Annotated in this window: 19 protein-coding genes and 1 pseudogene; 10 read left to right on the forward strand and 10 right to left on the reverse strand. The window is 60.7% G+C overall.

What is annotated here, in order from left to right; genetic code table 11:
* Window positions 1–85 precede the first annotated feature (85 nt).
* The 8 genes from dnaN (at window position 86) to AFE_RS00040 (ending at window position 12,525) form a co-directional block, all read left to right on the forward strand.
* Entirely contained in the window at window positions 86–1,183 is a 1,098-nt protein-coding gene (gene dnaN / locus AFE_RS00005) for a DNA polymerase III subunit beta (RefSeq protein WP_009560802.1), read from the forward strand.
* Window position 1,184: 1 nt separating this feature from the next.
* Window positions 1,185–2,237, forward strand: a complete 1,053-nt coding sequence (gene recF, locus AFE_RS00010; protein WP_009560801.1) for a DNA replication/repair protein RecF — start codon at window positions 1,185–1,187, stop codon at window positions 2,235–2,237.
* Window positions 2,237–4,639: a DNA topoisomerase (ATP-hydrolyzing) subunit B gene (gene gyrB, locus AFE_RS00015; protein ID WP_012606471.1), complete on the forward strand. Its 2,403-nt coding sequence runs from the start codon at window positions 2,237–2,239 to the stop codon at window positions 4,637–4,639. Before recF ends, gyrB begins: the two co-directional genes overlap by 1 nt.
* A gap of 144 nt (window positions 4,640–4,783) precedes the next feature.
* A complete protein-coding gene (locus AFE_RS00020; RefSeq protein ID WP_012535741.1) occupies window positions 4,784–8,290 on the forward strand; it encodes an FAD-dependent oxidoreductase in 3,507 nt (1,168 codons plus the stop codon).
* A gap of 94 nt (window positions 8,291–8,384) precedes the next feature.
* Window positions 8,385–8,897, forward strand: a complete 513-nt coding sequence (locus tag AFE_RS00025) for a Csu type fimbrial protein (protein ID WP_009568596.1) — start codon at window positions 8,385–8,387, stop codon at window positions 8,895–8,897.
* A gap of 10 nt (window positions 8,898–8,907) precedes the next feature.
* Window positions 8,908–9,654, forward strand: a complete 747-nt coding sequence (locus AFE_RS00030; RefSeq protein ID WP_225487352.1) for a fimbrial biogenesis chaperone — start codon at window positions 8,908–8,910, stop codon at window positions 9,652–9,654.
* Window positions 9,620–12,064 carry a fimbria/pilus outer membrane usher protein gene (locus tag AFE_RS00035; RefSeq protein ID WP_012606472.1) on the forward strand — a complete coding sequence of 815 codons (2,445 nt, stop codon included), beginning with the start codon at window positions 9,620–9,622 and terminating at the stop codon, window positions 12,062–12,064. Before AFE_RS00030 ends, AFE_RS00035 begins: the two co-directional genes overlap by 35 nt.
* Entirely contained in the window at window positions 12,061–12,525 is a 465-nt protein-coding gene (locus AFE_RS00040; RefSeq protein WP_009562187.1) for a Csu type fimbrial protein, read from the forward strand. The genes AFE_RS00035 and AFE_RS00040 overlap by 4 nt, the downstream gene beginning before the upstream one ends.
* Before the next feature lie 22 nt (window positions 12,526–12,547).
* Here AFE_RS00040 and AFE_RS00045 read toward each other — a convergent pair.
* The 10 genes and pseudogenes from AFE_RS00045 to AFE_RS00090 form a co-directional block, all read right to left on the reverse strand.
* Window positions 12,548–12,658, reverse strand: a pseudogene (locus tag AFE_RS00045) (cell division topological specificity factor MinE); the annotation flags it as partial.
* 25 nt (window positions 12,659–12,683) lie between these two features.
* Window positions 12,684–13,118, reverse strand: a complete 435-nt coding sequence (locus AFE_RS00050; protein WP_012535745.1) for a DUF2442 domain-containing protein — start codon at window positions 13,116–13,118, stop codon at window positions 12,684–12,686.
* 332 nt (window positions 13,119–13,450) lie between these two features.
* Window positions 13,451–13,702 (reverse strand): cell division topological specificity factor MinE, encoded by a 252-nt coding sequence (minE, locus tag AFE_RS00055; protein WP_009562192.1) that lies wholly within the window; start codon window positions 13,700–13,702, stop codon window positions 13,451–13,453.
* Window position 13,703: 1 nt separating this feature from the next.
* A complete protein-coding gene (gene minD, locus AFE_RS00060; RefSeq protein WP_009562194.1) occupies window positions 13,704–14,513 on the reverse strand; it encodes a septum site-determining protein MinD in 810 nt (269 codons plus the stop codon).
* Between the two features lie 18 nt (window positions 14,514–14,531).
* Complete coding sequence (gene minC, locus AFE_RS00065) at window positions 14,532–15,263, reverse strand: septum site-determining protein MinC (RefSeq protein ID WP_012535746.1); 732 nt, start codon at window positions 15,261–15,263, stop codon at window positions 14,532–14,534.
* A gap of 30 nt (window positions 15,264–15,293) precedes the next feature.
* The gene (gene fdxA, locus AFE_RS00070) at window positions 15,294–15,620 is read right to left on the reverse strand and encodes a ferredoxin FdxA (protein ID WP_012535747.1); all 327 of its coding nucleotides are present in this window, start codon (window positions 15,618–15,620) and stop codon (window positions 15,294–15,296) included.
* Window positions 15,617–18,172 carry a type I DNA topoisomerase gene (gene topA / locus AFE_RS00075; protein ID WP_012535748.1) on the reverse strand — a complete coding sequence of 852 codons (2,556 nt, stop codon included), beginning with the start codon at window positions 18,170–18,172 and terminating at the stop codon, window positions 15,617–15,619. Before topA ends, fdxA begins: the two co-directional genes overlap by 4 nt.
* Before the next feature lie 3 nt (window positions 18,173–18,175).
* On the reverse strand, window positions 18,176–18,616 hold the full coding sequence (locus AFE_RS00080) for a DUF494 domain-containing protein (protein WP_009562199.1): 441 nt from the start codon (window positions 18,614–18,616) through the stop codon (window positions 18,176–18,178).
* A gap of 9 nt (window positions 18,617–18,625) precedes the next feature.
* On the reverse strand, window positions 18,626–19,723 hold the full coding sequence (dprA, locus tag AFE_RS00085; RefSeq protein WP_009562201.1) for a DNA-processing protein DprA: 1,098 nt from the start codon (window positions 19,721–19,723) through the stop codon (window positions 18,626–18,628).
* Window positions 19,720–20,769, reverse strand: a complete 1,050-nt coding sequence (locus AFE_RS00090) for a LysM peptidoglycan-binding domain-containing protein (RefSeq protein ID WP_009562203.1) — start codon at window positions 20,767–20,769, stop codon at window positions 19,720–19,722. Before AFE_RS00090 ends, dprA begins: the two co-directional genes overlap by 4 nt.
* A gap of 82 nt (window positions 20,770–20,851) precedes the next feature.
* Here AFE_RS00090 and def point away from each other — a divergent pair, with 82 nt between their 5' ends.
* Together def and fmt are read left to right on the forward strand one after the other, a co-directional pair.
* Window positions 20,852–21,355, forward strand: a complete 504-nt coding sequence (gene def / locus AFE_RS00095) for a peptide deformylase (protein WP_009562205.1) — start codon at window positions 20,852–20,854, stop codon at window positions 21,353–21,355.
* Window positions 21,348–22,289 carry a methionyl-tRNA formyltransferase gene (gene fmt, locus AFE_RS00100; protein WP_012535749.1) on the forward strand — a complete coding sequence of 314 codons (942 nt, stop codon included), beginning with the start codon at window positions 21,348–21,350 and terminating at the stop codon, window positions 22,287–22,289. The genes def and fmt overlap by 8 nt, the downstream gene beginning before the upstream one ends.
* Window positions 22,290–22,291 lie beyond the last annotated feature (2 nt).

Raw genomic sequence — 22,291 nt, forward strand, 5'->3', positions numbered from 1 at the left:
TAGTTAAAAGAAAAAATATAAATTATTTTTATAAAGAGACGCCATCGATCCCTTTCCAGTCCTGGCATTCTAGGAGCACATCCCGATGAAAATCACCATAGATCGTGAAGATCTTCTCCCCATCCTGGCGAATATGGCCAATATTGCCGACCGGCGCCCGGTACAACCAATTCTGGCCCATGTCCTTATCGAAGCCGCAGGCCAACACTGCCGCTTCGTCGCTACCGATCTGGAAGTCCAGCTTTCCGCCGACCTGGATCACCCGGTAGATGCGCCGGGCACTTGCGCCGTCCCCGCTCGCAAACTCTATGACATCTGTCGGGCGTTACCCGAACACACCCCCATAGAATTTCATAAAGACGGCGAAAAGCTGCTCCTGAAGGCCGCCAAGAGCCGCTTTACCCTGCACATATTACCCGCCGATCAATTTCCGTACCTCAGTACCCACAGCAGCCTCTGTCAGGGTAACGGCAATGCCAAAACCTTTCGCGAAGCGCTCGCCGTCGTCGCCAACACCATGGCACAGAACGACGCAAGGCTTTTTCTGAACGGCGTCCTCATCGAGGTGGAAGGTCAGGAGCTGCGTCTCGTAGCCACCGACGGTCATCGTCTGGCCATGATGACCCTGCCTTTTGCCAGCAGCCTGGAAAGCGGAAGCTACCAGGCCATACTGCCGCGCAAAGCCGTCCTCGAACTACTGCGGATTCTCGATGACGGCGACATCGTTCTGGAAATGTCGGATGCCAGCTTTCTGCTCAATGATGGTACACAGCAGTTCGCCTGCAAGCTCATCGACGCCAAATATCCCGATTACCGCCGGGTCATCCCCCAGGGACACCCCCGCTTCGCCATACTGGACCGCCAGGCCTTCAAAAGTGCCTTGCAGCAGAGCGACGTTCTGGTCAGCGACCGTAATCCGACCACCCATCTTCATCTGGAAAACGACCAGATGACCCTGCGCAGCCGCAATGAGGAGCAGGAGGAAGGCGAAATCCAGATTCCCGTCGAGTATCAGGGTGACACCCTGGATATCGCTTTCAACAGCCGCTATCTGACGGACACGACCCAGATATTCCCCCAGGAAAGTTTGCGGATGCGGGTCAAGGACAGCGACAGCAGCGCCGTTTTCACCCCGGTAGACAGCAATAATCCCCTGTATATCATCATGCCCGTTCGTCTTTGAGATGCCCCTGGAGGCACTGCATATCCAGTCTGTGCGTTGCATAGAAACCTTGGATCTGAAAACGGACCGCCAGTGGAACTGGCTGATAGGCGCCAACGGCGCGGGCAAGAGCTCGGTGCTGGAAGCCATCCACGTGCTTGGTACGGGGCAGACCTGGCGACATGGGTCCCGCCATGTCCTGCGGGAGGGGGACGACGCCTATCTGGTCAGTGCGCATCTGTCCGGTCATTTCCTCGCCCTGCGCCGGCGTGGCGAAGAACGAGAAATACGCTATGATGGGGAGCCGCTCGGTTCTGCCTGGCTACTGCTGGATATTTTGCCTCTGCAAAGCCTGCACGAGGACAACAGCCACTTTGTCTCGGGGACGGCGGAGGGCCGCCGGCGCGTACTGGACTGGGGCATTTATTACGCAGACCGGTATTACGGCACGGTATTTCGCCAATACCGACGGGCGTTGCAGCAACGCAATGCCTGGCTGAAAAGCGATCATGGCCGACAACCCTGGGACGATGGTGTCATCGTCGCCGGCGAAGACATCCAGCAGCGGCGGCAGGCCCATCTCGCCGCTGTGCAGCTCGAAGTCGTGACCCTCTGGGAACGCTGGTCCGGATCATTGTCCGGGCTCAGTCTGCATCTGCACAGCGGTTGGAAGGAAGGCATGGCGCTGGGCGACTGCCTGCTGCGGGATCACGAACAGGATCGCGAAGCGGGCTATACCCACAGCGGCCCGCATCGCGCCAATCTGGCATTCCGGGTACGCGGCAAACCGGCACCGGATATTCTTTCGCGGGGCCAGTTGCGGGTATTGGGTCTGGCCTATCGTCTGGCGCAGGTGAAAATCCTGAAGCAGGCCGGGTTGCCCCTGCCGACCATACTGATCGACGATTTCGCGGCGGAGCTGGACGCTTCGGCACGGGATTGGTGGGTCAACGAACTCGATCTGCTGGGTGTGCAGATCTTTGCTGCGGTCACCACCGCCCGGCAGATTCCGGCGACGGTGGGCGGCAGTCATTTTTGTCTGGCAGCAGGCCAGCTTGAGAAGGAAACGGCATGATGATGGAAACATACGATTCTTCCAGTATCCAGGTGTTGAAAGGTCTGGAAGCGGTACGCAAACGCCCCGGCATGTATATCGGCGATACCGATGACGGCAGCGGACTGCATCACATGGTCTTCGAAGTAGTGGATAACGCCATCGATGAGGCGCTCGGCGGGTATTGCGATACCATCATCGTGACCATCCACGAGGATGAATCCGTCAGCATCAGCGACAACGGTCGTGGTATACCGGTGGACATGCACGCCGGGGAGGGCCGATCCGCTGCCGAAGTCATCATGACCGTGCTGCATGCAGGTGGTAAGTTCGATGACAACGCCTACAAGGTTTCCGGCGGCTTGCACGGGGTTGGTGTCTCGGTGGTCAACGCCCTTTCGGAAACTCTGCAATTGCGCATCTTCCGTGACGGTTATGTCTGGACCCAGGAGTATCACGATGGCGAACCCCAGGCACCCATCGCCCGCGGCGATGCATCACGCAAACATGGCAGTACCATCCGCTTCAAACCCTCGCCCCAGGTTTTTGCCGATACCCATTTTCACTTCGAGATCATCGCGAAGCGCTTGCGCGAACTGGCCTTTCTCAATTCCGGCGTGCATATCACCCTGCTGGATGAGCGGGCCAGCCGGGAGGAAACCTTTCATTATGAAGGCGGTATTCGCGCTTTCGTAGAGCATCTCAACCGCAGCAAAACCGCCATTCATCCCAGTGTGATCACTCTCACCGGCGAGCGCGACGGCATTGTCGTCGAAGCGGCCCTGCAGTGGAACGAAGGCTATAACGAGGCGGTGCTCTGCTTCACCAACAATATTCCCCAGGCCGATGGCGGCACCCATTTGGCGGGCTTTCGCGGTGCCCTGACCCGTACCTTGAACCAGTATATGGAACGGGAAGGCATCATCGCCAAGGCCAAGGTTGCGGTGAGTGGCGAGGATGCACGCGAAGGATTGACAGCGGTGCTTTCCGTCAAGGTACCGGACCCCAAATTTTCTTCGCAGACCAAGGAAAAACTGGTCTCCAGCGAGGTCAAACCGATAGTCGAGTCCTCCATGTCCGAGGCGCTGACCATGTTTCTGGATGAGCATCCCAAAGAGGCGCAGGCCATCGCCGCCAAGATCGTCGAAGCGGCGCGGGCGCGGGAAGCCGCCCGGCGGGCACGGGAACTGACCCGCCGCAAGGGGGCGCTGGACATTGCCAACCTTCCCGGCAAGCTGGCCGACTGTCAGGAGAAAGATCCGGCCCAGTGTGAAATCTATCTGGTGGAGGGCGATTCCGCAGGCGGCTCTGCCAAACAGGGCCGGGATCGCCGGCATCAGGCCATCCTTCCCCTGAAGGGCAAAATCCTCAATGTGGAACGGGCGCGTTTCGACCGGATGCTTTCGTCCGACGAAATTGGCACCCTGATTACCGCGCTGGGTACCGGTATCGGTGCCGGGGATTTTGATGTGGCTAAGCTGCGTTATCACCGGGTCATCATCATGACGGACGCGGACGTGGACGGCAGCCACATCCGCACCCTGTTGCTGACCTTTTTCTATCGGCAGATGCCCGATCTCGTGGCACGCGGCCATATTTACATCGCCCAGCCGCCCCTCTACAAGGTCAAGAAGGGCAAGGAGGAACGCTACCTCAAGGATGACGGCGAACTGGCCGCCTATCTGCGTGAAATTGCCATGCAGGGCGCGCAATTCCGTCCCGCGGCGGATGCCGAGCCGGTAACGGATGAGCAACTGGGCGGCATGATGCGTCAATACCAGAACATCGAGGCACTGGTGCAGCGTCTGGAACGGCGTTATCCCAGTACTCTGCTCTGGGCCTTGGCCACCTTGCCACCCATCGTTGCGGAGTCGGCGGATAGCGCCACCTGGGACGATTTTGCGCGGCAGCTCCGCGCGGCACTGGAAGTGAATGCCCTGCCCGCCGAACATTACACGGTGGAGCGGGTGGGTGAAGCGGAGGCCTTGCGCCTGGTGGTGCGCCGCGAACATCATGGCAGCGTGGAACTGCGTTTCTTCGATCAGGATTTTTTTGCCGGGGGCGAATATCGACATCTGGCGGATTATGCGCGGCAGATCGAGGGCAAAATCGGCGTGGGAGCGCGTATGGAAAGGGGCGAACGAGGGCTTGCCGTCAGCCGTTTCCGCACCGCCATGGACTGGCTTCTGGCGGATGCCCGCCGTGGCGTCGAGATTCAGCGCTACAAGGGACTCGGTGAAATGAATCCGGAACAGCTCTGGGAAACCACCATGAATGCCGCAAACCGCCGTCTGGTGCGGGTGGATGTGGAAGACGCCATCGCCGCCGACGAGGTCTTTTCCATGCTCATGGGCGACGCGGTGGAACCGCGTCGGCGCTTTATCGAGGAGAATGCGCGTTTTGTATCCAGACTCGATATCTGATCGCGCGGCGGCTTCCTGATCAAAACGCAGTGATATGGGTCAACGGATGATATTTCCTCCGGCCATCCTGAAAAGATGACAGAATCCCATATTGCCAGCAGAATATGACAGCTTTGTGAATGCAGTCGCAGCGCAGTCGCTGGTATGACTCGGGAGATCCTGGTGCTTAATTTACTAAACTTTGAATATAAAGAACTTTTTACTTCTGAAGGGCTCGCGCGGCTGGATGGGGAATTTCTTCGTGTCCTGGCGGAAAAAGACCAGACCCTGGTGGAAGACCTGCAGGTATATCGTGCCGCCGGAGCGCGGCCTGCGGATAAAGCCCAGAGCGAGTTTCTGCTGCGGCTTGCGCCGCACCTGGAACGATTTGTCGCGCAGCTCTTCCACCTGGGGTCGGAAGTGGCGGCGTTGCAGGCCCGGACCCGCAGTCATGACGTAGTCATGGCGTTCAAAAAGCATTTCGTGTTGCGCCGCGCGCGCCGTTACCGGGGCGAATTCCCCGAATCCTTTGCCGATCTGGATCAGTGGTTGGACAGCGAAATCCGGCAGCGTGGCTGGCCGCTGGAAGATCGCGAATGGGCCATTGCCCGGCTGGGTGAAGCATGGCTCGAGGATGAAGCGGCTCATGCCGTGGCCATCGACCGTCTGACCCGGTGGTGTGCCCGCATCCTGAGTGATCCACAGGCCGCCCTGGCGGTGCAGGGCTGGTCCAGTTTCCGTCTCCCCCAACGAGTGGACCACGAGGCGCTGGTACCCTTGAAACGTCGGGAGGATCTCCCCGGTGCACCCTTCGTGGCGCCGGACGGCACCCTGCGGCGCCGCGACAGCTTTCATCTGACCGATCTGCGTATGGACGCCCGCAGCGTCCAGAATGAAGTCCATTATTGTTTGTACTGCCATGATCACGAAGGTGATTTTTGTTCCAAGGGCTTTCCGGAGAAAAAGGGCGTGCCGGAACTGGGTCTCAAGGTGGACCCCCTGGGCGTCACCCTGACAGGCTGTCCCCTGGAAGAAAAAATCTCCGAGATGCAGGTACTGAAGCGGGACGGATTCCATATCGCCGCCCTGGCCATGGCCATGGTGGACAACCCCATGGTCCCCGCCACCGGACACCGCATCTGCAACGACTGTATGAAGGCCTGCGTCTACCAGAAGCAGGATCCGGTGAACATCCCGCAGATTGAAACGCGGATCCTCACGGATGTGTTGAATCTGCCCTGGGGCGTGGAACTCTACGATCTGCTGACCCGCTGGAACCCGTTGCGCGCCGTGCAATACTTGGCGCAGCCCTATAACGGGCGCAAGGTACTGGTGGCGGGCATGGGCCCGGCTGGCTTCACCATGGCCCATCATCTCCTGCAGGAAGGTTGTGCGGTGGTGGGTATCGATGGCCTGAAAGTCGAACCCCTGCCCCGGCAGTGGCTGGAGCAGCCCATCCGCGACTGGAGCCATCTCCAGGAGGACCTCGACGAACGCATTCTGCTCGGGTTTGGCGGTGTGGCCGAATATGGCATTACCGTGCGCTGGGACAAGAATTTTCTCAAGTTGATCTACCTGACCCTGGCGCGGCGCTCGAATTTCCAGATTTTCGGCGGCGTACGGCTGGGCGGGACCATCACCCTCGAAAACGCCTGGGAACTGGGTTTCGATCATGTCTGCATCGCTACCGGCGCGGGTCTGCCGCGGGTGGTGCCCATGGGCGAGAGTCTGGCGCGCGGTATGCGTCAGGCCAGCGACTTCCTCATGGCGCTGCAGCTCACCGGAGCGGGCAAGCGGTCCAGTCTCGCCAATCTGCAGGTACGCCTGCCGGCGGTGGTGATTGGCGGTGGCCTCACGGCGGTGGATACCGCCACCGAGGTACAGGCCTATTATGTGCGGCAGGTAGAGAAGGTGCTGGCGCGCTACGAAGCGATGGTGACCCATTCCGGAGAAGAAAAACTCCGCGCCGGACTCTCCGCCGAGGATGCCGGGATTCTCGACGAGTTCCTGACCCACGGCCGCGCCGTGCGTGCCGAGCGCGAGCGCGCCGCAGCAGGGAACGAATCGCCCAATTTCGTGCCGCTGATCCAGTCCTGGGGCGGCGTCACCCTGGCATACCGGAAGGGGATGCAGCAGGCACCCGCCTATACCCGCAACCATGAAGAACTCATCAAGGCCATGGAAGAAGGGATCTATTATGGTGAGGGTCTCGATCCTCTCCGGGCAGAATTAGATAGCTATGGGCATATCGCGCACATGGTCTTCCGCCAAATGCGCGAGGTGGAAGGGCGCTGGCTGGCCAGCGATCAGGACGTGCGGCTTCCCGCGCGGGCCGTCTTCATTGCCGCCGGCACTGTCCCCAACACCATCTATGAAAGGGAATATCCGGGGACTTTCCAACTGGACGGGGACCACTTCCTGACCCATGTGGCCCACGACAACGGGCCGTTGCAAGCGGTGCAGGTGGCCGAGCACTGCAAAGCCCCCGAGGCCGGTCCCTTTACTTCCTATGGTGATGCGCAGGGACACCGGATCAGTTTTATTGGGGATACCCACCCGGTCTTCCACGGCAGCGTGGTCAAGGCCATCGCCTCGGCCAAGGCGACGTATCCGCAGGTCATGCAGAGCCTGGGGACGCTGGATACCGCCGTGGATCCCGACGTGCATGGCTTTCAGCAACGGTTGCAGCATCTGCTGAGCATGCGGGTACTCCGCATGGATCGCAGCAACCCCGCCGTCACCGAGATGTGGGTGGAAGCCCCGCTGGCGGCCCGCAATTTCCGGCCGGGACAGTTTTTCCGTTTGCAGACCTTCGAGAGTCACAGCCCGATCGTGGACGGTACCCGCCTGCAGATACCGGTGCTGACGGTCAGCGGTGCAGGGGTGGAAGGCGACGCGGTGCGCCTCATGATCCTGCAGTGGGGCACCGGACCGCGTCTGGTGGGACGTTTGCAGCCGGGCGACCCTCTGATACTCATGGGACCGACCGGCGCGCCCACCGACATCCCCAGCGGCAAGACCATACTGGTGGTCGCGGGACGCTGGGGTGCGGCGGTGATGCTGGATATCGGCCCGGCCTTGCGGGCGGCGGGCAACCGCGTGCTCTATGTGGCGGCATTGGGCAAAGCCAGCGAACTGGATCACCAGGCGGAGCTGGAAGAAGCCGCGGACCAGATCATCTGGTGTACGGGCAGCGGCTCGTTGATCGAGACCCACCGCCAGCAGGACCTCAGTGTCGAGGCCTCTGACATGGTCGCCTTGTTGCGGGCCTATGGGGCCGGGGAGTTGCCGGGGCAAAAGGCCCATGGGATGGAGATCGCCCTGAACAGTGTGGATCGCCTGATGGTCATGGGGTCCACCGGCCTGCTCAAGGCCTTTCAGCAGGCCCTCCAGGGGGAGCTACAGCCCTATTTCCGGGCCGATCTGGAGGCTACGGCGACGGTGGGCAGTCCCATGCAGTGTATGCTCAAAGGCGTCTGCGCCCAGTGTCTGCAATGGCAGATCGACCCCGAAACGGGACAGCGCACCAAGGCGGTATTTTCCTGCGCCCAGCAGGATCAGCCCCTGGCCTGGGTGGATCTGGACAACCTGACCGCCCGCCAGAGTCAGAATCGCTTGCTGGAAAGACTCTCCAGTCAGTGGCTGGATCACCTAACGTTCAGGGGAATATGAAAAAGACATATTATTTACTCGATTTAAATCCAATTATGCTGTGGAATTTGCGTTATACTTACACCCAGGTAGTATAACAAATGGGAGGTGTATCGTGAAATTGTTTCGGGAACAGCACAAAAAATTATTCTTCGGCCTCAGCGTGCTGTCAACGCTGACCCTTGGTCTGTTATCTGGTCAGACCGAGGCCTCTACAGCCACTGCCACGTTCACGGTTACCGCTACCGTTGCGGCCACTTGCACGATTTCCGCCACCAACCTGGCTTTCGGCACCTATACCGGTGCGGTAACAAACGCCAACTCCACGGTTACCGTCACCTGCACCAACACCACACCCTACAATGTTGGTCTTAACGCAGGAACGGCCACTGCTGCAACCGTAAGCACACGGGCAATGACTGGCCCCAGCTCGGCAACCTTGTCTTACGGACTCTTTCAGGATGCGGCGTACACCACTAACTGGGGCAACACCGTGGGCACAGATACGAAAACCGGAACGGGGAATGGCAGCGCCCAGGCACTGACCGTTTATGGCCAAATTCCGGCTGGGCAGTATCCTGCACCAGGAACCTATACCGATACCATCACCGCGACGATCACCTACTGAAGGGAGATGTATGATGTGGAGCGGTGCTGCAAATATCCGGCGCCTTATTGTCGGCGTCACGAGTATATTTATTATCTCGTTTGCCGTCGGCATAGCCAGCGCAGTATCCCTGACCGTGCTGCCGGTCATCATTCAGATGGCGCCCGGGCAGAAGGCAACGACGTTGACGGTCATCAACCACGGTAACCGCGAGATCGCCTTTCAGGTTCGCACCTTCGCCTGGACACAAGTGTCTGGCCACAACAAATTGACGCCCACCGCCGAATTGCTGGCCAGTCCACCCCTTGGCACCCTTGCGCCAGGTGGTCGCCAGATTATTCGCATGGTGTTGCGCCGACCCCCACAGGGAAGGGAGGCCAGTTACCGAATCCTGCTGGATGAAATCCCGCCGCCAGCGGCGCCCGGGATGGTCCGGATCGCACTGCGTATGTCGATCCCGATCTTTGCCGAGCCCCAGACTCGGGTTGCGCCCCATGTGCTATGGCAGGTGGAAAGACGCAACGGACAGACTTTTCTGGTCGGTATTAATGACGGTACACGCCACGAGACTCTCCGCGACATCAAACTCCAGGCCCCTGGCGGGGGCACGCTGAAAGTCGAGTCCAATATCAACCCTTATATCTTGGCGGGGGCCACAATGCGCTGGCACATCGTCACACCGTCCTCTCCACTGGCCCCTGGCGCAGTCCTGCAACTAACGGCACGCACCAATACCGGGCATATTGACCAGTCGGTCCGGGTTGTTGGCAGTCCATGATCAATCGCGCTCCTTCGCGATACGGTTCGCCGCCGCGATCGTCGTCGCGCTGATCTTGATGGGTGCGGCACAGAGGGCAATAGCTGGCGGTGGTGAGACGCTGCTGCTCTCCGTAGTGGTCAACGGCTACCATACGGGCAAGATTGGCGAGTTTCGGTTGAACAAAGGCACGTTGCGCGCTCGGCCACAAGAGTTGCATGATCTTGGCTTCAAGGTTCCCAAGTCCATTCCGGTCGGGACGGATGGCCGCGTCGCCTTGTCCGAACTTCCCGACTTTGCTTGGCATATCGATCAGGCCACGCAGACGCTTTACGTCACGGTGGGCAGCAAACGGCTCTTGCCTCAACTCCTGCACACCGAAACAAGCCCTGCCAGCGAGCTTCCGGTGCAAAGCGGCCTTGGGGCGACCCTCGACTACGATGTCACCGGCACTTCGGTCGCAGGCCAGAAACTGGGTGCCGGGCAATTCAACTTCCGGGCCTTCTCGCCTTGGGGTGTGGCAAGTTCGGGTCTGTTGGCCTATGTCGGCGGCGGCCCTCAGGGCCTGGGAACAAACGCCGTAATACGCCTGAACAGCACCTATACCTATTCGGATCCGGAAACACTGCGCCGCTATCGCGTCGGGGACTTCATTACCGGTGGTTTGAGCTGGACCCGTCCGGTCCGCCTGGGTGGCATACAAATCAGCTCAGACTTCTCTATGCGACCTGATCTAATTACCTTCCCATTGCCCGGCGTCAGCGGAACCGTCGCCGTTCCCTCGACGGTCAACGTGCTGGTCAACGGCATGCAGGTGCTTTCGAGCCAGGTGCGGCCCGGTCCCTTCGAGATCCCGCAGGTCCCGATGATCACTGGTGCCGGAACGGTGGTGACGACGGTGACCAATGCGCTCGGGCAACAGGTCACTACGACCCTGCCGTTCTATGCCAGTGCGAATCTGCTTGCGCCTGGACTGCAGACCTTCTCGGCCGGGCTTGGATTCGTGCGGCTCAACTGGGGTTTCCTCAGCAACGACTATGGCCCATTGGCCGGATCCATAACCTTTCGCCGTGGCCTCACGGACGCGCTGACGGTGGAAGCCCATGCCGAAGGTACGCGGGGAGTGGCCATGGCAGGCGGCGGTATCGTGGTGAATATCGACAATCGTGGCGTACTGAATCTTTCCGCCGCAGGCAGTACATCTCAAGGGCACACCGGTGCGCAGTTCTCCGTCGGGGTCCAGCGCATCGGCCGTGTTTTCAGCGCTGGCGCCTCGGCGATCTTTGCCGATCCCGACTTTCGCGATATAGCAGCAATGAACGGAGATCCGGTCCCGACGCGCCAGATCAGTGCCAACGTCGGTCTGTCCCTCGGCCGTTTCGGCTCCTTTGGTATCAGCTATGCCGGTATCGACCGTAATGCCGCATCGATGCCAATCCCGGTATACGCTCCACCCGGAACCGTGGTGACGGAAGGCGGGGCGCCCGTAAGCGTATATTATTTCCTGCCTGCCGAACACGCTCATATCCTTTCGGCCAGCTATTCGCTGCAGATTGGCCCAGTATCGTTCTACGCCACGGGCTACCATGATTTCGCCAATAGTGGCGACAGTGGTGTGCAGATGGGAGTGACCATTCCGCTCGGCAGCCGGAGCTCGATCGGGGGTAGTCTGGCATCCTCTTCGGGAAACGATTCCGCTCAGGTGCAGCTCATGCAGTCCCCGGTCACGATCGGGGACTGGGGCTATCAGGCCTACGCCACCACTGGCCGGACCAGCCAGGAATTCGGCCAGTTGCAATACAAGTCGCCCTGGGGACTTGTTTCGGCGGGCGCCAGTCGGATCGACCGGCAAACCCTGGTGCAGGGCGAGGTACGGGGCGCTCTTTCTTTTATGGATGGCGGATTGTTCGCGTCCAACACCATCAACAACAGCTTTGCCATCGTTGATACCGATGGTTTCGGAAATATTCGCGTCCTGGACGAGAATCGGTTGGTTGGGCGAACCGACTCGGCTGGACAACTGCTGGTTCCGGACCTGCGCTCTTACCAGGCCAACCATATCGCCATCGATCCCAATGATGTGCCGATCAATGCCACTCTACCCTATGCGACTCGCGACGTGCGCCCACCGGACCGGTCCGGTGTTGTCGTGAAGTTCCCCATACGGGCGAGTTACGGCGCGCTGTTACGTCTAGTGGATCAATCGGGCAAGAATCTTCCGGTCGGTAGCGTCGCCACACTCCAGAAAACCGGTGTCAGTGTCCCGGTCGGCTACGATGGTGAGGCCTACGTAGTCAACCTGAGCCCCCACAATCGGCTGCTTGTCGAGCGGCCGGATGGGCAACGCTGCATCGTTACCTTTACGTATCATCCCATAGCCGGCACGATTCCATCGATTGGCCCCCTAACCTGCCGGAAGGACGGACCATGAAACGGAAGCTCGCTTTAGCCGCACTGCTGATTTTTGCGCCGACGGCGGTCGATGCGGCCTGCAGCGTTACCGCCACCGGCGTTGCGTTCGGAACCTATGTGCCGTCCGCCGCCTCGAATTCCACCGGCACAGTGACGGTCAGTTGTAGCGCTACCCTTGGGCTGTTGTTCAATTGGACGATCGCGCTCAATGCGGGTGTCAACAGCGGTGGCAGCTTTTCCAACCGACGGATGGCCTCCGGAAACTCCTATTTATCCTACCAACTCTATACCGATTCCGGGCATACTACGGTATGGGGCGACGGTACAAGCGGCACCGCGACGGTCAGTGGTAATTGTCTAATTAGTTTCCTGGGCATACCCTGCTCTGGCAGCGCCACCGTCTACGGCCAGATTCCTGCCCTGCAAAATCCAAGCCCCGGCGCCTACACCGACACCATTACGGTAACGGTCACGTACTGACTGGTGATCCTAAACTCGGCGGTTATCCCCGCCGTTCCATGCTCACCTTGATGTTTTCCTTGTCCACCGGGATATATTTGGCGATCACCGCCAGGAGTTCTTCCTGCAATGCCGGCAGGAAGTCGGGGCGGTCTATAGTGGACCCCCTCATCCCGTTATTACGGTACGGCCTTCTTTTCCGTTGATGGCGGACGTCCGCCAAGCCGTCCGTTTTTTCTGGCTGCCTCTGCCTTGGCGGGACTTTTTGATATACCCCCTTTCCGTCCAAGGCTACGCATCCATGCGGATGCGCCGAGAACCCCCCGCGCCAATGCGGGGACGTACAGATCAGCGTCCAGCCGCGGGAAGCGTAACCCAATGCCATGCCCTTCTATGACGATCTCTGCCATGTCTGCGGGGGTGGCATGCTCCATGCCTTGAATCAACGCCGGTGGGATGTGCAGGCCAACGCCGTTGTTCAGCTCGACAACGACTTTTCCCGTAGGTTGGTCATAGTAGGCGGACACCGCCAGCGGGCCAGCGGCAAGCGTCTCCTGTCCACGCTGATTTGCAGCGTCCCAGTCGCGCTCAAGAATTTTGTCTACCTGGTCCATGGTGCCTCTCCAACTTTCCACAGAATAACGTCAATCGGGATATGCATTCTTCCAAAATGTGACGCATCACCGTTCTGGAAAAGCCGATATTCTCCCGTAGCTCCGGTGGCCCATCCGGGCAATGCAATATCAATACAGCTCTACAATCTCCTTGTACCACGTGCACATGAAAGGCATCACCCCCATAATTTTCACCAAGGACGCTTTTTGTTCTCATCGTGCCCTATTGGTTCTGGCTTATCGTCAGCAAGTCATCGCATTGACTTACGGGGTTACCACGTCGGTTTCGGGCCACCGACCTCTTGCTTATAGTTTTTGAGTGGCTGCCGTGCTCAGTGCTGATCCGGGAAAAGAACGTTCAATTCCAGCACTTCAAAATCTCCCCGCCGTTCCATGCTCACCTTGATGTTTTCCTTGTCCACGGGAATGTATTTGGCGATCACCGCCAGGAGTTCTTCCTGCAATGCCGGCAGGAAGTCGGGACCGTCGGCATCCCGCTCGTGGGCGAGGATCAGTTTCAGACGATCCTTCGCGACATTGGCGCTCTTTTTGCGGGAACCGAGGAAGTAATCAAGAAAGGACATGTCAGCCTCCAAAGAGTCGTTTGAAGAACCCCACCTTGACCGGCTGAATAAAGCGCAGGGGGCGCTCTTCACCGAGGAAGCGGGCGACGACGTCCTTATAGGCCTCTGCCACATCGCTGTTTTCCATGTGAATGGCGGGTATGCCCTGATTGGAGGCCTGGAGGATCACTTCGGATTCGGGGATCACGCCCAGCAGGGGGGTGCGCAGCAGCTCCTTCACGTCGCCCAGAGAAAGCATTTCCCCATCCTCGACGCGCTTGGGGGAGTAACGGGTGAGGAGGAGATGCTCCTTCACCGGTTCCTCCCCCTGTTCCGCCCGCCGCGAGCGGGCGGCGAGAATGCCGAGAATACGGTCGGAATCGCGGACGGAGGAGACTTCCGGATTGGTGACCACAATGGCTTCGTCGGCATGGTAGAGCGCCATGAGCGCACCCGACTCGATCCCCGCCGGTGAATCGCAAACGATATAGTCGAAATCCTTGCGCAGTTCATCCATGACCGCCGTTACCCCTTCGGTGGTCAGGGCATCTTTGTCGCGGGTTTGGGACGTGGGCAGCACGTAGAGGTTCTCACAGCGCTTATCCTTGATGAGCGCCTGCTGCAATTTGGCCTCGCCCTGGATGACATTGATGAGGTCGTACACGACCCGTCGCTCGCAACCCATGATCAGATCGAGGTTGCGCAGACCCACGTCGAAGTCGATGACGACGGTACGATAGCCACGCAGGGCGAGGCCGCTGGCAAAGGCGGCGCTGGTGGTGGTTTTGCCGACCCCACCCTTTCCGGAAGTGATGACAATGATTTTGGCCACGGTTCTTTTCTCCAGGATTTATATGTTTAAAGCCGTAATATGCAATTGCTCGTCGCGGCTGTAAATCTGTGCCGCTTTGCCCCAGAGGGGATAGCCAGGTTCCAGCGTCCGGTAGAGACCCGCGACAGAAACCAGTTCCGCCTCCAGGCTCATGCAAAAAATTCGCGCTGTCTCCTGCCCGTTGACACCGGCAAGGGCGCGGCCACGTAAGGGGCCGTATACGTGGATGTTGCCGTCGGCCATGATCTCGGCGCCGGCGTTGACGGCGGCAAGACAGACGAGATCGCCACCGCGGGCGTAGCTGCGTTGGCCACCGCGTATGGGGTGATCCATAATCAGACCGCCCGGATTTGCGGGGACGGGTTGCGCTGGCGGCGGCGTCTCCGGTTGCAGGGCGGCGTTACGCTCCTGGCCCCGCAAAACGGGAAGGTGCAGCGCTTGCGCCAGAGCCTGGTGGCCGGGCGCGGCATTACGCAAACCGACCGGGAACCAGTTGGCGGCGCGCAATACCTCCAGGATTTCGGGCAAAGCCAAAGGCGCTTCTTCGGGTATGGCACTCAGATCCAGGACCACCGGTGCATGGCGATGGAAATCGGCGGCCGCTGGGTGGCGACGATGCTCTTCGGCGATGCGTTGGGCGAGCTGCTGTGGATTATTGCTTTCCAGATGGAGGATGGAGAGGGTGAAAACGCCCCCTGACACGCGTAGGGGTGCGCTGGATTCCGTGCCGGGGGAGCGGGGGTTAGCCATGTTTCACGTGAAACATCGGCGCGCATCGCTTCATGAGCGTCGCAGCAAAGGGCGCTTGTCGCCCTTGCCATTCCAGGTTTCCGCATCCGGCAAAGCCGCTTTTTTACGGAGGATGACCGGCCAGTCTCGGGCAAGCTCCGCGTTGATGGCGGTAAAGTCGCGCTGATCGGGCGGTACCTCGTCGTCTGCGAAGATCGCGTCGGCCGGGCACTCGGGCACGCAGGCAGCGCAGTCTATACACTCAACGGGATCGATGACGAGAAAGTTCGGCCCTTCGTGGAAGCACTCCACCGGGCAGACCTCCGCGCAATCGGTATATTTACACTGGATACAGTTTTCGGTAACGACGTAGGTCATGAATCGCTGGCACCTTTCGCGGCGCGTTTACGGGATGGGGAGGTCTTGCCTTCGCCGGCTGACGGGCCCCTGGCTTTGGAAGCGGCGGGTTTTTTTGCCGCGGCGCTCGTCGTTTTGGCTTTCGCGGTTTTTTGGGCGGCAACCGCCGTGGCTTCCGTGGCCGGTTTTTTGGCCGTTTTCGCTGTGGTTTTGCGGGCGGGAGCAGCCTTCTTGGCCGGGGGCGCGCGCTTTTCGCGGGGCGGCGGCGGGCTGTATCCGGGCAGCAGGGCGGCGATTTCCGCGTCGCTGGCGTTTGCCGGGAAGTGGAAAGCACATTCGCTCTGCGGGCAGGCAAGCTGCTCTCCCAGCCGCTTGCCGCTTTTCTCGATCATGATGGGCCAGCCGCAACGCGGACAGGGCCGTGCCACCGGTGGTCCCCAGACGGCGTAAGTGCATTTGGGGTAGGTATTGCAGGAATAAAAAACCTTGCCGTAGCGGCTGCGTTTTTCGACCAGTTCGCCCTCACCGCACTGGGGACAGGTGACGCCCGATGACTTGGGCTGGGTCAGTGGTTCGATATGTTTACATTCCGGATAGCCGCTGCAGGAGATGAAACGCCCATAACGCCCGGTTTTGTACACCAACGGCTTGCCACAATCGGGACAATCGCGGCCTACGGGTTCGGCGGGTTCGCGCGGCCCGTCTACCGGACGGGTATAGTTGCATTCGGGATAACCGGAACAGGCCACGAAACGCCCATGGCGCCCGAGGCGCAGGAATAAGGGCTTGCCACATTGGGGGCAGGCTTCCTCCAGCGCCTCACTGGTCGCTTCGGCGCGGCTGACGTTGGCTTTTTCGTCGAGCAGCGCGCGGAAGGGGCTCCAGAACGCACTGAGGACGGGTTGCCATTGCTTTTCGCCGCGGGAGACGGCGTCCAGTTCATCTTCCATGCTGGCGGTGAAGCCGTAGTCCACATATCGTTCAAAGTGGTTGATCAGGAACCGGCCGACTACCCGGCCGAGGTCGGTAGGATGGAATCGGCGCTGCTCGACGGCGACGTATTCGCGGTTCTGCAGAGTCTGAATGATGCTGGCGTAGGTGGATGGTCGGCCGATACCGTGGGCTTCCAGGGTTTTGACCAGGGTGGCGTCGCTGTAACGAGGAGGGGGCTCGGTAAAGTGCTGTTCGGGATCGATGCCGAGCACCAGAGGTTCATCGCCGACATCGAGGGGCGGCAGGATGCGGTTGCTCTCATCCTCGTCGCCGTCGTCCTTGCCTTCCTGATAGACGGCCATGAAGCCGGGAAAGGTCACCGTGGAGCCGTTGGCGCGCAGGGTCCAGTGTGTCCCGGCATCCATATCCACGGCGACGAGATCGAGGCGGGCCGGCGCCATCTGGCAGGCAATGCTGCGCTTCCAGACCAGATCGTACAGGCGCCAGAGATCGCGTTCCAGCACCCCCTGGAGGGATTCCGGGGTGCGCGCGATGTCCGTAGGACGGATGGCTTCGTGCGCTTCCTGGGCGTTCTTGGTTTTGGTCTTGTAGCGGCGCGGCGTCTCGGGGACAAATTCGCTGCCGTAGTAGCCATCGATAAAAGTACGGATCGAGGCAATGGCCTCCTCGGCGAGATTGACGGCATCGGTACGCATATAACTGATGAGGCCCACGGTCTCGTTGCCGATATTGATGCCTTCATAAAGCTGTTGGGCAACGCGCATGGTCCGGCTGGCGTTGAAGCCGAGCTTGCGCGACGCTTCCTGCTGCAGAGTGGAGGTGGTGAAGGGCGCGGCCGGCTGGCGTTGCCGGCTTTTGCGCTCCACTTCCCGGACCCGCAGTGCCTGGCGACCGAGGTCGTCTTCCATGCCGCTACGAATGGCCTGGGCCTGGTCACCGTCGGCGATGTCGAACTGTTCGAGCTTTTTATTCTGCCAGTGGGTCAGGCGGCCGGTGAACGCGCTGCCCGCGTGTTGCAGGCGGCTGGCGATGGTCCAGTATTCGCGGCTGACGAAGGCCTCGATTTCGTTTTCGCGCTCACAGATCAGGCGCAGGGCGGCACTTTGTACCCGTCCCGCGGAGAGCCCCGGACGCACCTTGCGCCAGAGCAGCGGTGACAGGTTGAAGCCCACCAGATAATCGAGGGCGCGGCGCGCCTGCTGGGCGTTGACCAGATCCATGGCGATTTCGCGGGGATGGGCAATGGCCTCCTGCACGGCTTTTTTGGTGATTTCATGAAAGACCACGCGTTGCGTCGGCTTGTCGCCGAGCAGCTGGCGTTCGCGCAAGAGCTCCACCAGGTGCCAGGAGATGGCCTCGCCTTCGCGATCCGGATCGGTGGCGAGCCATAGTTTATCGGCACCGCGCAGGGCCTTGGCGATGGCGTCCACATGGCGCTCGTTGCGCTCGATGGGGGTGTAGCGCATGGCGAAATCATGCTCCGTATCCACGGCGCCCTCTTTGGGCTGCAGATCACGGACATGGCCGTAGGACGCAAGGACCTGAAAATCGTCCCCCAGATATTTCTGGATGGTCTTGGCTTTTGCCGGTGATTCTACGATAACGAGCTGGTGTGCCATGGGTCAGTGGAGAATCCGTGCGCCGTCATTGCCCAGCAGGGCATCGACCCAGAAGGCCTCGGGACCGGGGTCGTTGGCCATCACCATGAAGGTCACCCAGTCGAGGGTTTCGAGATCGGTGTCGTCCAGTTCCAGGGCGAGCAGGCGATCGATAATGCGTTCACGCATGGCGCCGTTGATGACACCAAGCCGCTCCCAGTCGTGTAACTGCCCGCGGGCGGCCACCGAAAGACTTTGCTGTTCGTAGGGATGGTAGGCGCGCAGAGAGCGGGGGCTGGTCGCCTCTTGCTCCTCTACCGCAAAGCCTTCCATCCAGTCGAGGGCACGCTGAATATCGCCGTCGGCAAAACCGACAGCACGCAAATGCTCTTCAACCATGTCGTCGTTGTCGTCTTCGTCGAGATGGTCGAGCAAATAACTGATGATATCTATGACGTCTTCCATACCTTGGCCTTAGGAAACAGGTGGGAGGCGACAGAAACGGCCGCCGGGACAGGCCGCGAGGTAACCTTGTAATTCCATGTCCAAGAGGATGGCCGAAAGCTCGGTCAGCGTCAATCCGCAGCGGTTGGCGATCTGTTCCGGGGCGAGGGGGTCGAAATCCATGGCGGCCCAGACTCTGGCCTGGGCCGGATCTTCCGGCTGCCAGTCTGCTGCGGGTGCCATCGCCTGAGCGTTCCGCAACACGGCGTACAGGGGACCGAGTTCGCTGAGCACGTCCTCGGCACTCTCGACCAGTTTGGCGCCGTCGCGGATGAGGCGGTGCGGGCCGCGCGACAGCGGCGAGTGGATGGAGCCGGGGATGGCAAAAACTTCGCGGCCCTGGTCCATCGCCAGACGGGCGGTGATCAGTGAGCCGCTGCCCTCAGCGGCCTCGACCACCAGTACACCCAGGCTGAGGCCGCTGATGATGCGGTTGCGGCGGGGGAAGAGGCCACTGCGCGGGCCGGTATCGGGGGGCTGTTCGCTGAGGATGAGACCCTGTCCGGCAATCTGGCGGGCAAGCTGCAGGTGGCTGCGCGGGTAGATGAGATCGGCGCCGGTCCCGAGCACGGCGACGGTGCCGCTGTTCAGCGCGCCGCGATGGGCGGCGGCATCGATGCCGAGGGCCAGACCGCTGCTGATGATCAGGCCCGCCTCGCCCAGATTTCTGGCGAAGGCTTCGGCCGTCGCGACACCGCTCGCGGTGGGGCTGCGGCTGCCGACGATCGCCAGCATGGCCTGGTTCAGGCAGGCGCGCTGTCCGCGTAAATAGAGCAGCAGGGGCGGGTCGGAGATATGGCGTAGCAACGGCGGGTAGTCGCTGTCCGTCCAGCGACAGAGGTCGGTATCGGGACTTTCCAGCCAGCGCCGGTCTGCGGGCGTGAGAACGTCCTCGGGCGCCTTCTGCAGAGCGGCGATTTGCGCCGCCTGCAAACCAAGGCCCTGCAGGGCGCCGGCACCGGTTTGAAAACAGCGATCCACCGCACCGAAGCGCTCCAGAAGGGCACGTTGGCGGATCGGGCCGAGGCCGGCGATCCGACCGAGGGCGAGCCAGGCCCGGTCGGTCACCCGTTCCCTGCGGAGCTGTCGCTGGCCGTTACGGGACTCGGACTGGCCAGATGGTCACCTACCTGGATGCCACGCGTCGCCGTGGTAATCACCGCGTAGGAGACGGTGGGAAAGACCCGGAACAGCATCACACTGCCCACCTTCTGGGGTGGCAGGGCGAAGGTTTTGCCGGTCACGGCATTTTTCGTCGTTTCCGCGGCTCTTTCAATCTGTAGTACGTTGCCGTCGCGTAGACCGTCTTCCCGGCCCTGGTCCACGATAACCACCTGACCCACCATGATTTCGGGATAATCACTCATCTTGGCGATGATGTGAGCCTTCACCGGGTGGGAGGGGGCGCTGGGGAAGTAGTGGGGTACAACGCTCTTCGTGGCGGGTATCAGCCGGTCGCCCAGCGAGATTTCCTTCAGGGCGTTGGTGATTTCCATGGCGGCGTGGGCGCCATTGCGACGCACGACGGCGCTGCCCAGATCGCGGAGTGCATAACCGACGGCATTTTTGCGGCCGGGACGATAGAGCTCCGGCCCGAGGGCGACAATCTGGTAATGGGCACCAACGGGCGCATGTGCCAGACCGGAGGCATAGAGTTTGTCGCCGACCGCGTAGACGATATGCTCACTGGCGCTGGCGGCAAGATAAGGCAGTTGGTCGTAAGCCTTCTTGCTGGCGATGACACCGGGGTTGCCGAGAAAAGGCATGACCTCGCCGCGTGCGACCGTGGGCAGGGGCTCCGCGGTCATTTGAGGATGCAGCGCGATCACACGGAGTTCCGGCTGGCCGCCCGGCCCGCGGGTGATCACGACGCGGTCGCCCGGATAGATCAGGTTGGGGTTTTTGATGTAGGTATTCCGGTGCCATAGCCGCGGCCATTCCCAAGGGTTTTTGAGAAAATGTGCGGCAATACCCCAGAGGGTATCTCCACGTTTGACGGTGTAGCTGTGCGCAGTGCGCAACAGTGTGCCGGACGGCGCCGCCTGCGCCATTACCGGGGCCATGGCGCAGAGGCCGAGACAAAATAGGGTGTTGCGCCAGATGTTCTTCTGCATGAATGATCTCCGCCGGACTTCCGCAGGGCATAGTATTAGTTCAAGATACGATTTTTGCCGGATTGCAATAATTGGTGACGAAATGCCCCTTTTGAAGATACTGGAGATTCCTGACGCACGCCTCAAGGACGTGGCTCGACCCATAGCCAGGGTGGACAAACAGATTCAGCAGCTTGCCGACGATATGGCGGAGACCATGTATGATGCCCCGGGTATCGGTCTCGCCGCGCCACAGGTGGCCGCTGGCCACCGGCTGATTGTCGTGGATGTTTCGGAAAATCGCAACGATCTGCTGACCCTGCTGAATCCGGAAATCATCGCGCGCACCGGTGAGGAGGAGATGAAGGAGGGTTGTCTGTCGGTGCCAGGGGTGCTGGAAACGGTGCGCCGCGCCGAAAAGGTGACGGTACGCGCCACCACGGTACAGGGCAAAACCGTTGAATTGGAGGCCGACGGTCTGCTGGCGGTTTGCCTGCAGCACGAGATCGACCATCTCGACGGCACGCTTTTTATCGACCATCTGTCCCGCCTCAAGCAAAGTCTGATTCGCCGTAAGGCGGAAAAAAGGGTGCGGCTCGGTGACTGAAAAACAGCGCATTGTTTTTGCCGGGACACCGGAGTTTGCACGCATCACCCTCGCCGAACTGCGGCAAGGTCCGGAAGCCGTCGTCGGAGTGTTTACACAGCCGGATCGCCCGGCGGGCCGAGGGCGGACGTTGCAAGCCAGCCCGGTCAAGCAGGAGGCTCTGGCCGCAGGCATTCCTGTTTTTCAGCCGGAATCCTGTAAAACGGGCGAGGCCCTGGAATTGCTCCGGAGCCTGGCGCCGGATCTGCTGATCGTCGTGGCCTACGGTCAGATTCTTCCTCAAGCGATACTGGCCTTGCCGACGCGCGGCGCCATCAACGTGCATGCCAGCCTTCTGCCGGCCTGGCGCGGCGCGGCGCCTATCGCCCGGGCCATCGCGGCGGGCGACAAAGAAAGCGGTGTCGCCATCATGCAGATGGAGGCCGGGCTCGACTCCGGCCCGGTGCTATGGGAGGAGCGCCTGCCCATCGCAGCTGACGACACGGCGGCCAGCCTGCACGACCGTTTGGCACGGTTGGGTGGCAAGGCTTTGCGTCACGTCCTGGACGATCTCTGGGCGGAGCGGCTCAAACCCGTACCTCAGGACCCCGCGCTGGTGACCTATGCCCACAAGCTGAAGAAGGAGGAGGCCCTGCTCGACTGGCGGCTTCCTGCAGCGACGCTGGAGCGTCTGGTGCGGGCGTTCAATCCCAGTCCGGTCGCCCATACGCTTTTTCGCGACAAGGGCCTGCGGGTCTGGCAGGCGCGGGTGCTGGGCGCCGGAGGTGATCAGGCGCCCGGCAGCATCAGCGCCGTGGAAAAGGACGGGGTGGTGGTGACCTGTGGTGAGGATCGATTGCAGTTGCTGGCGGTTCAGCCTGCAGGTAAGGGAGTGCTCAGTGGCAGTGACTTCGCCCGCGGTTATCGCCCACAGGTCGGTGAAGTACTGGGATGAAG

The sequence above is a fragment of the Acidithiobacillus ferrooxidans ATCC 23270 genome, from assembly GCF_000021485.1.
In the GTDB taxonomy this organism is placed as follows: domain Bacteria; phylum Pseudomonadota; class Gammaproteobacteria; order Acidithiobacillales; family Acidithiobacillaceae; genus Acidithiobacillus; species Acidithiobacillus ferrooxidans.

Excerpts from the sequence above, each read along its gene's own strand:
- dnaN (WP_009560802.1), top strand. The coding sequence starts at position 86 with ATGAAAATCACCATAGATCGTGAAGATCTTCTCCCCATCCTGGCGAAT.
- recF (WP_009560801.1), top strand. The coding sequence starts at position 1,185 with ATGCCCCTGGAGGCACTGCATATCCAGTCTGTGCGTTGCATAGAAACC.
- gyrB (WP_012606471.1), top strand. The coding sequence starts at position 2,237 with ATGATGGAAACATACGATTCTTCCAGTATCCAGGTGTTGAAAGGTCTG.
- AFE_RS00020 (WP_012535741.1), top strand. The coding sequence starts at position 4,784 with ATGACTCGGGAGATCCTGGTGCTTAATTTACTAAACTTTGAATATAAA.
- AFE_RS00030 (WP_225487352.1), top strand. The coding sequence starts at position 8,908 with ATGATGTGGAGCGGTGCTGCAAATATCCGGCGCCTTATTGTCGGCGTC.
- AFE_RS00040 (WP_009562187.1), top strand. The coding sequence starts at position 12,061 with ATGAAACGGAAGCTCGCTTTAGCCGCACTGCTGATTTTTGCGCCGACG.
- AFE_RS00050 (WP_012535745.1), bottom strand. The coding sequence starts at position 13,118 with ATGGACCAGGTAGACAAAATTCTTGAGCGCGACTGGGACGCTGCAAAT.
- minE (WP_009562192.1), bottom strand. The coding sequence starts at position 13,702 with ATGTCCTTTCTTGATTACTTCCTCGGTTCCCGCAAAAAGAGCGCCAAT.
- minC (WP_012535746.1), bottom strand. The coding sequence starts at position 15,263 with ATGGCTAACCCCCGCTCCCCCGGCACGGAATCCAGCGCACCCCTACGC.
- fdxA (WP_012535747.1), bottom strand. The coding sequence starts at position 15,620 with ATGACCTACGTCGTTACCGAAAACTGTATCCAGTGTAAATATACCGAT.
- topA (WP_012535748.1), bottom strand. The coding sequence starts at position 18,172 with ATGGCACACCAGCTCGTTATCGTAGAATCACCGGCAAAAGCCAAGACC.
- AFE_RS00080 (WP_009562199.1), bottom strand. The coding sequence starts at position 18,616 with ATGGAAGACGTCATAGATATCATCAGTTATTTGCTCGACCATCTCGAC.
- AFE_RS00090 (WP_009562203.1), bottom strand. The coding sequence starts at position 20,769 with ATGCAGAAGAACATCTGGCGCAACACCCTATTTTGTCTCGGCCTCTGC.
- def (WP_009562205.1), top strand. The coding sequence starts at position 20,852 with ATGCCCCTTTTGAAGATACTGGAGATTCCTGACGCACGCCTCAAGGAC.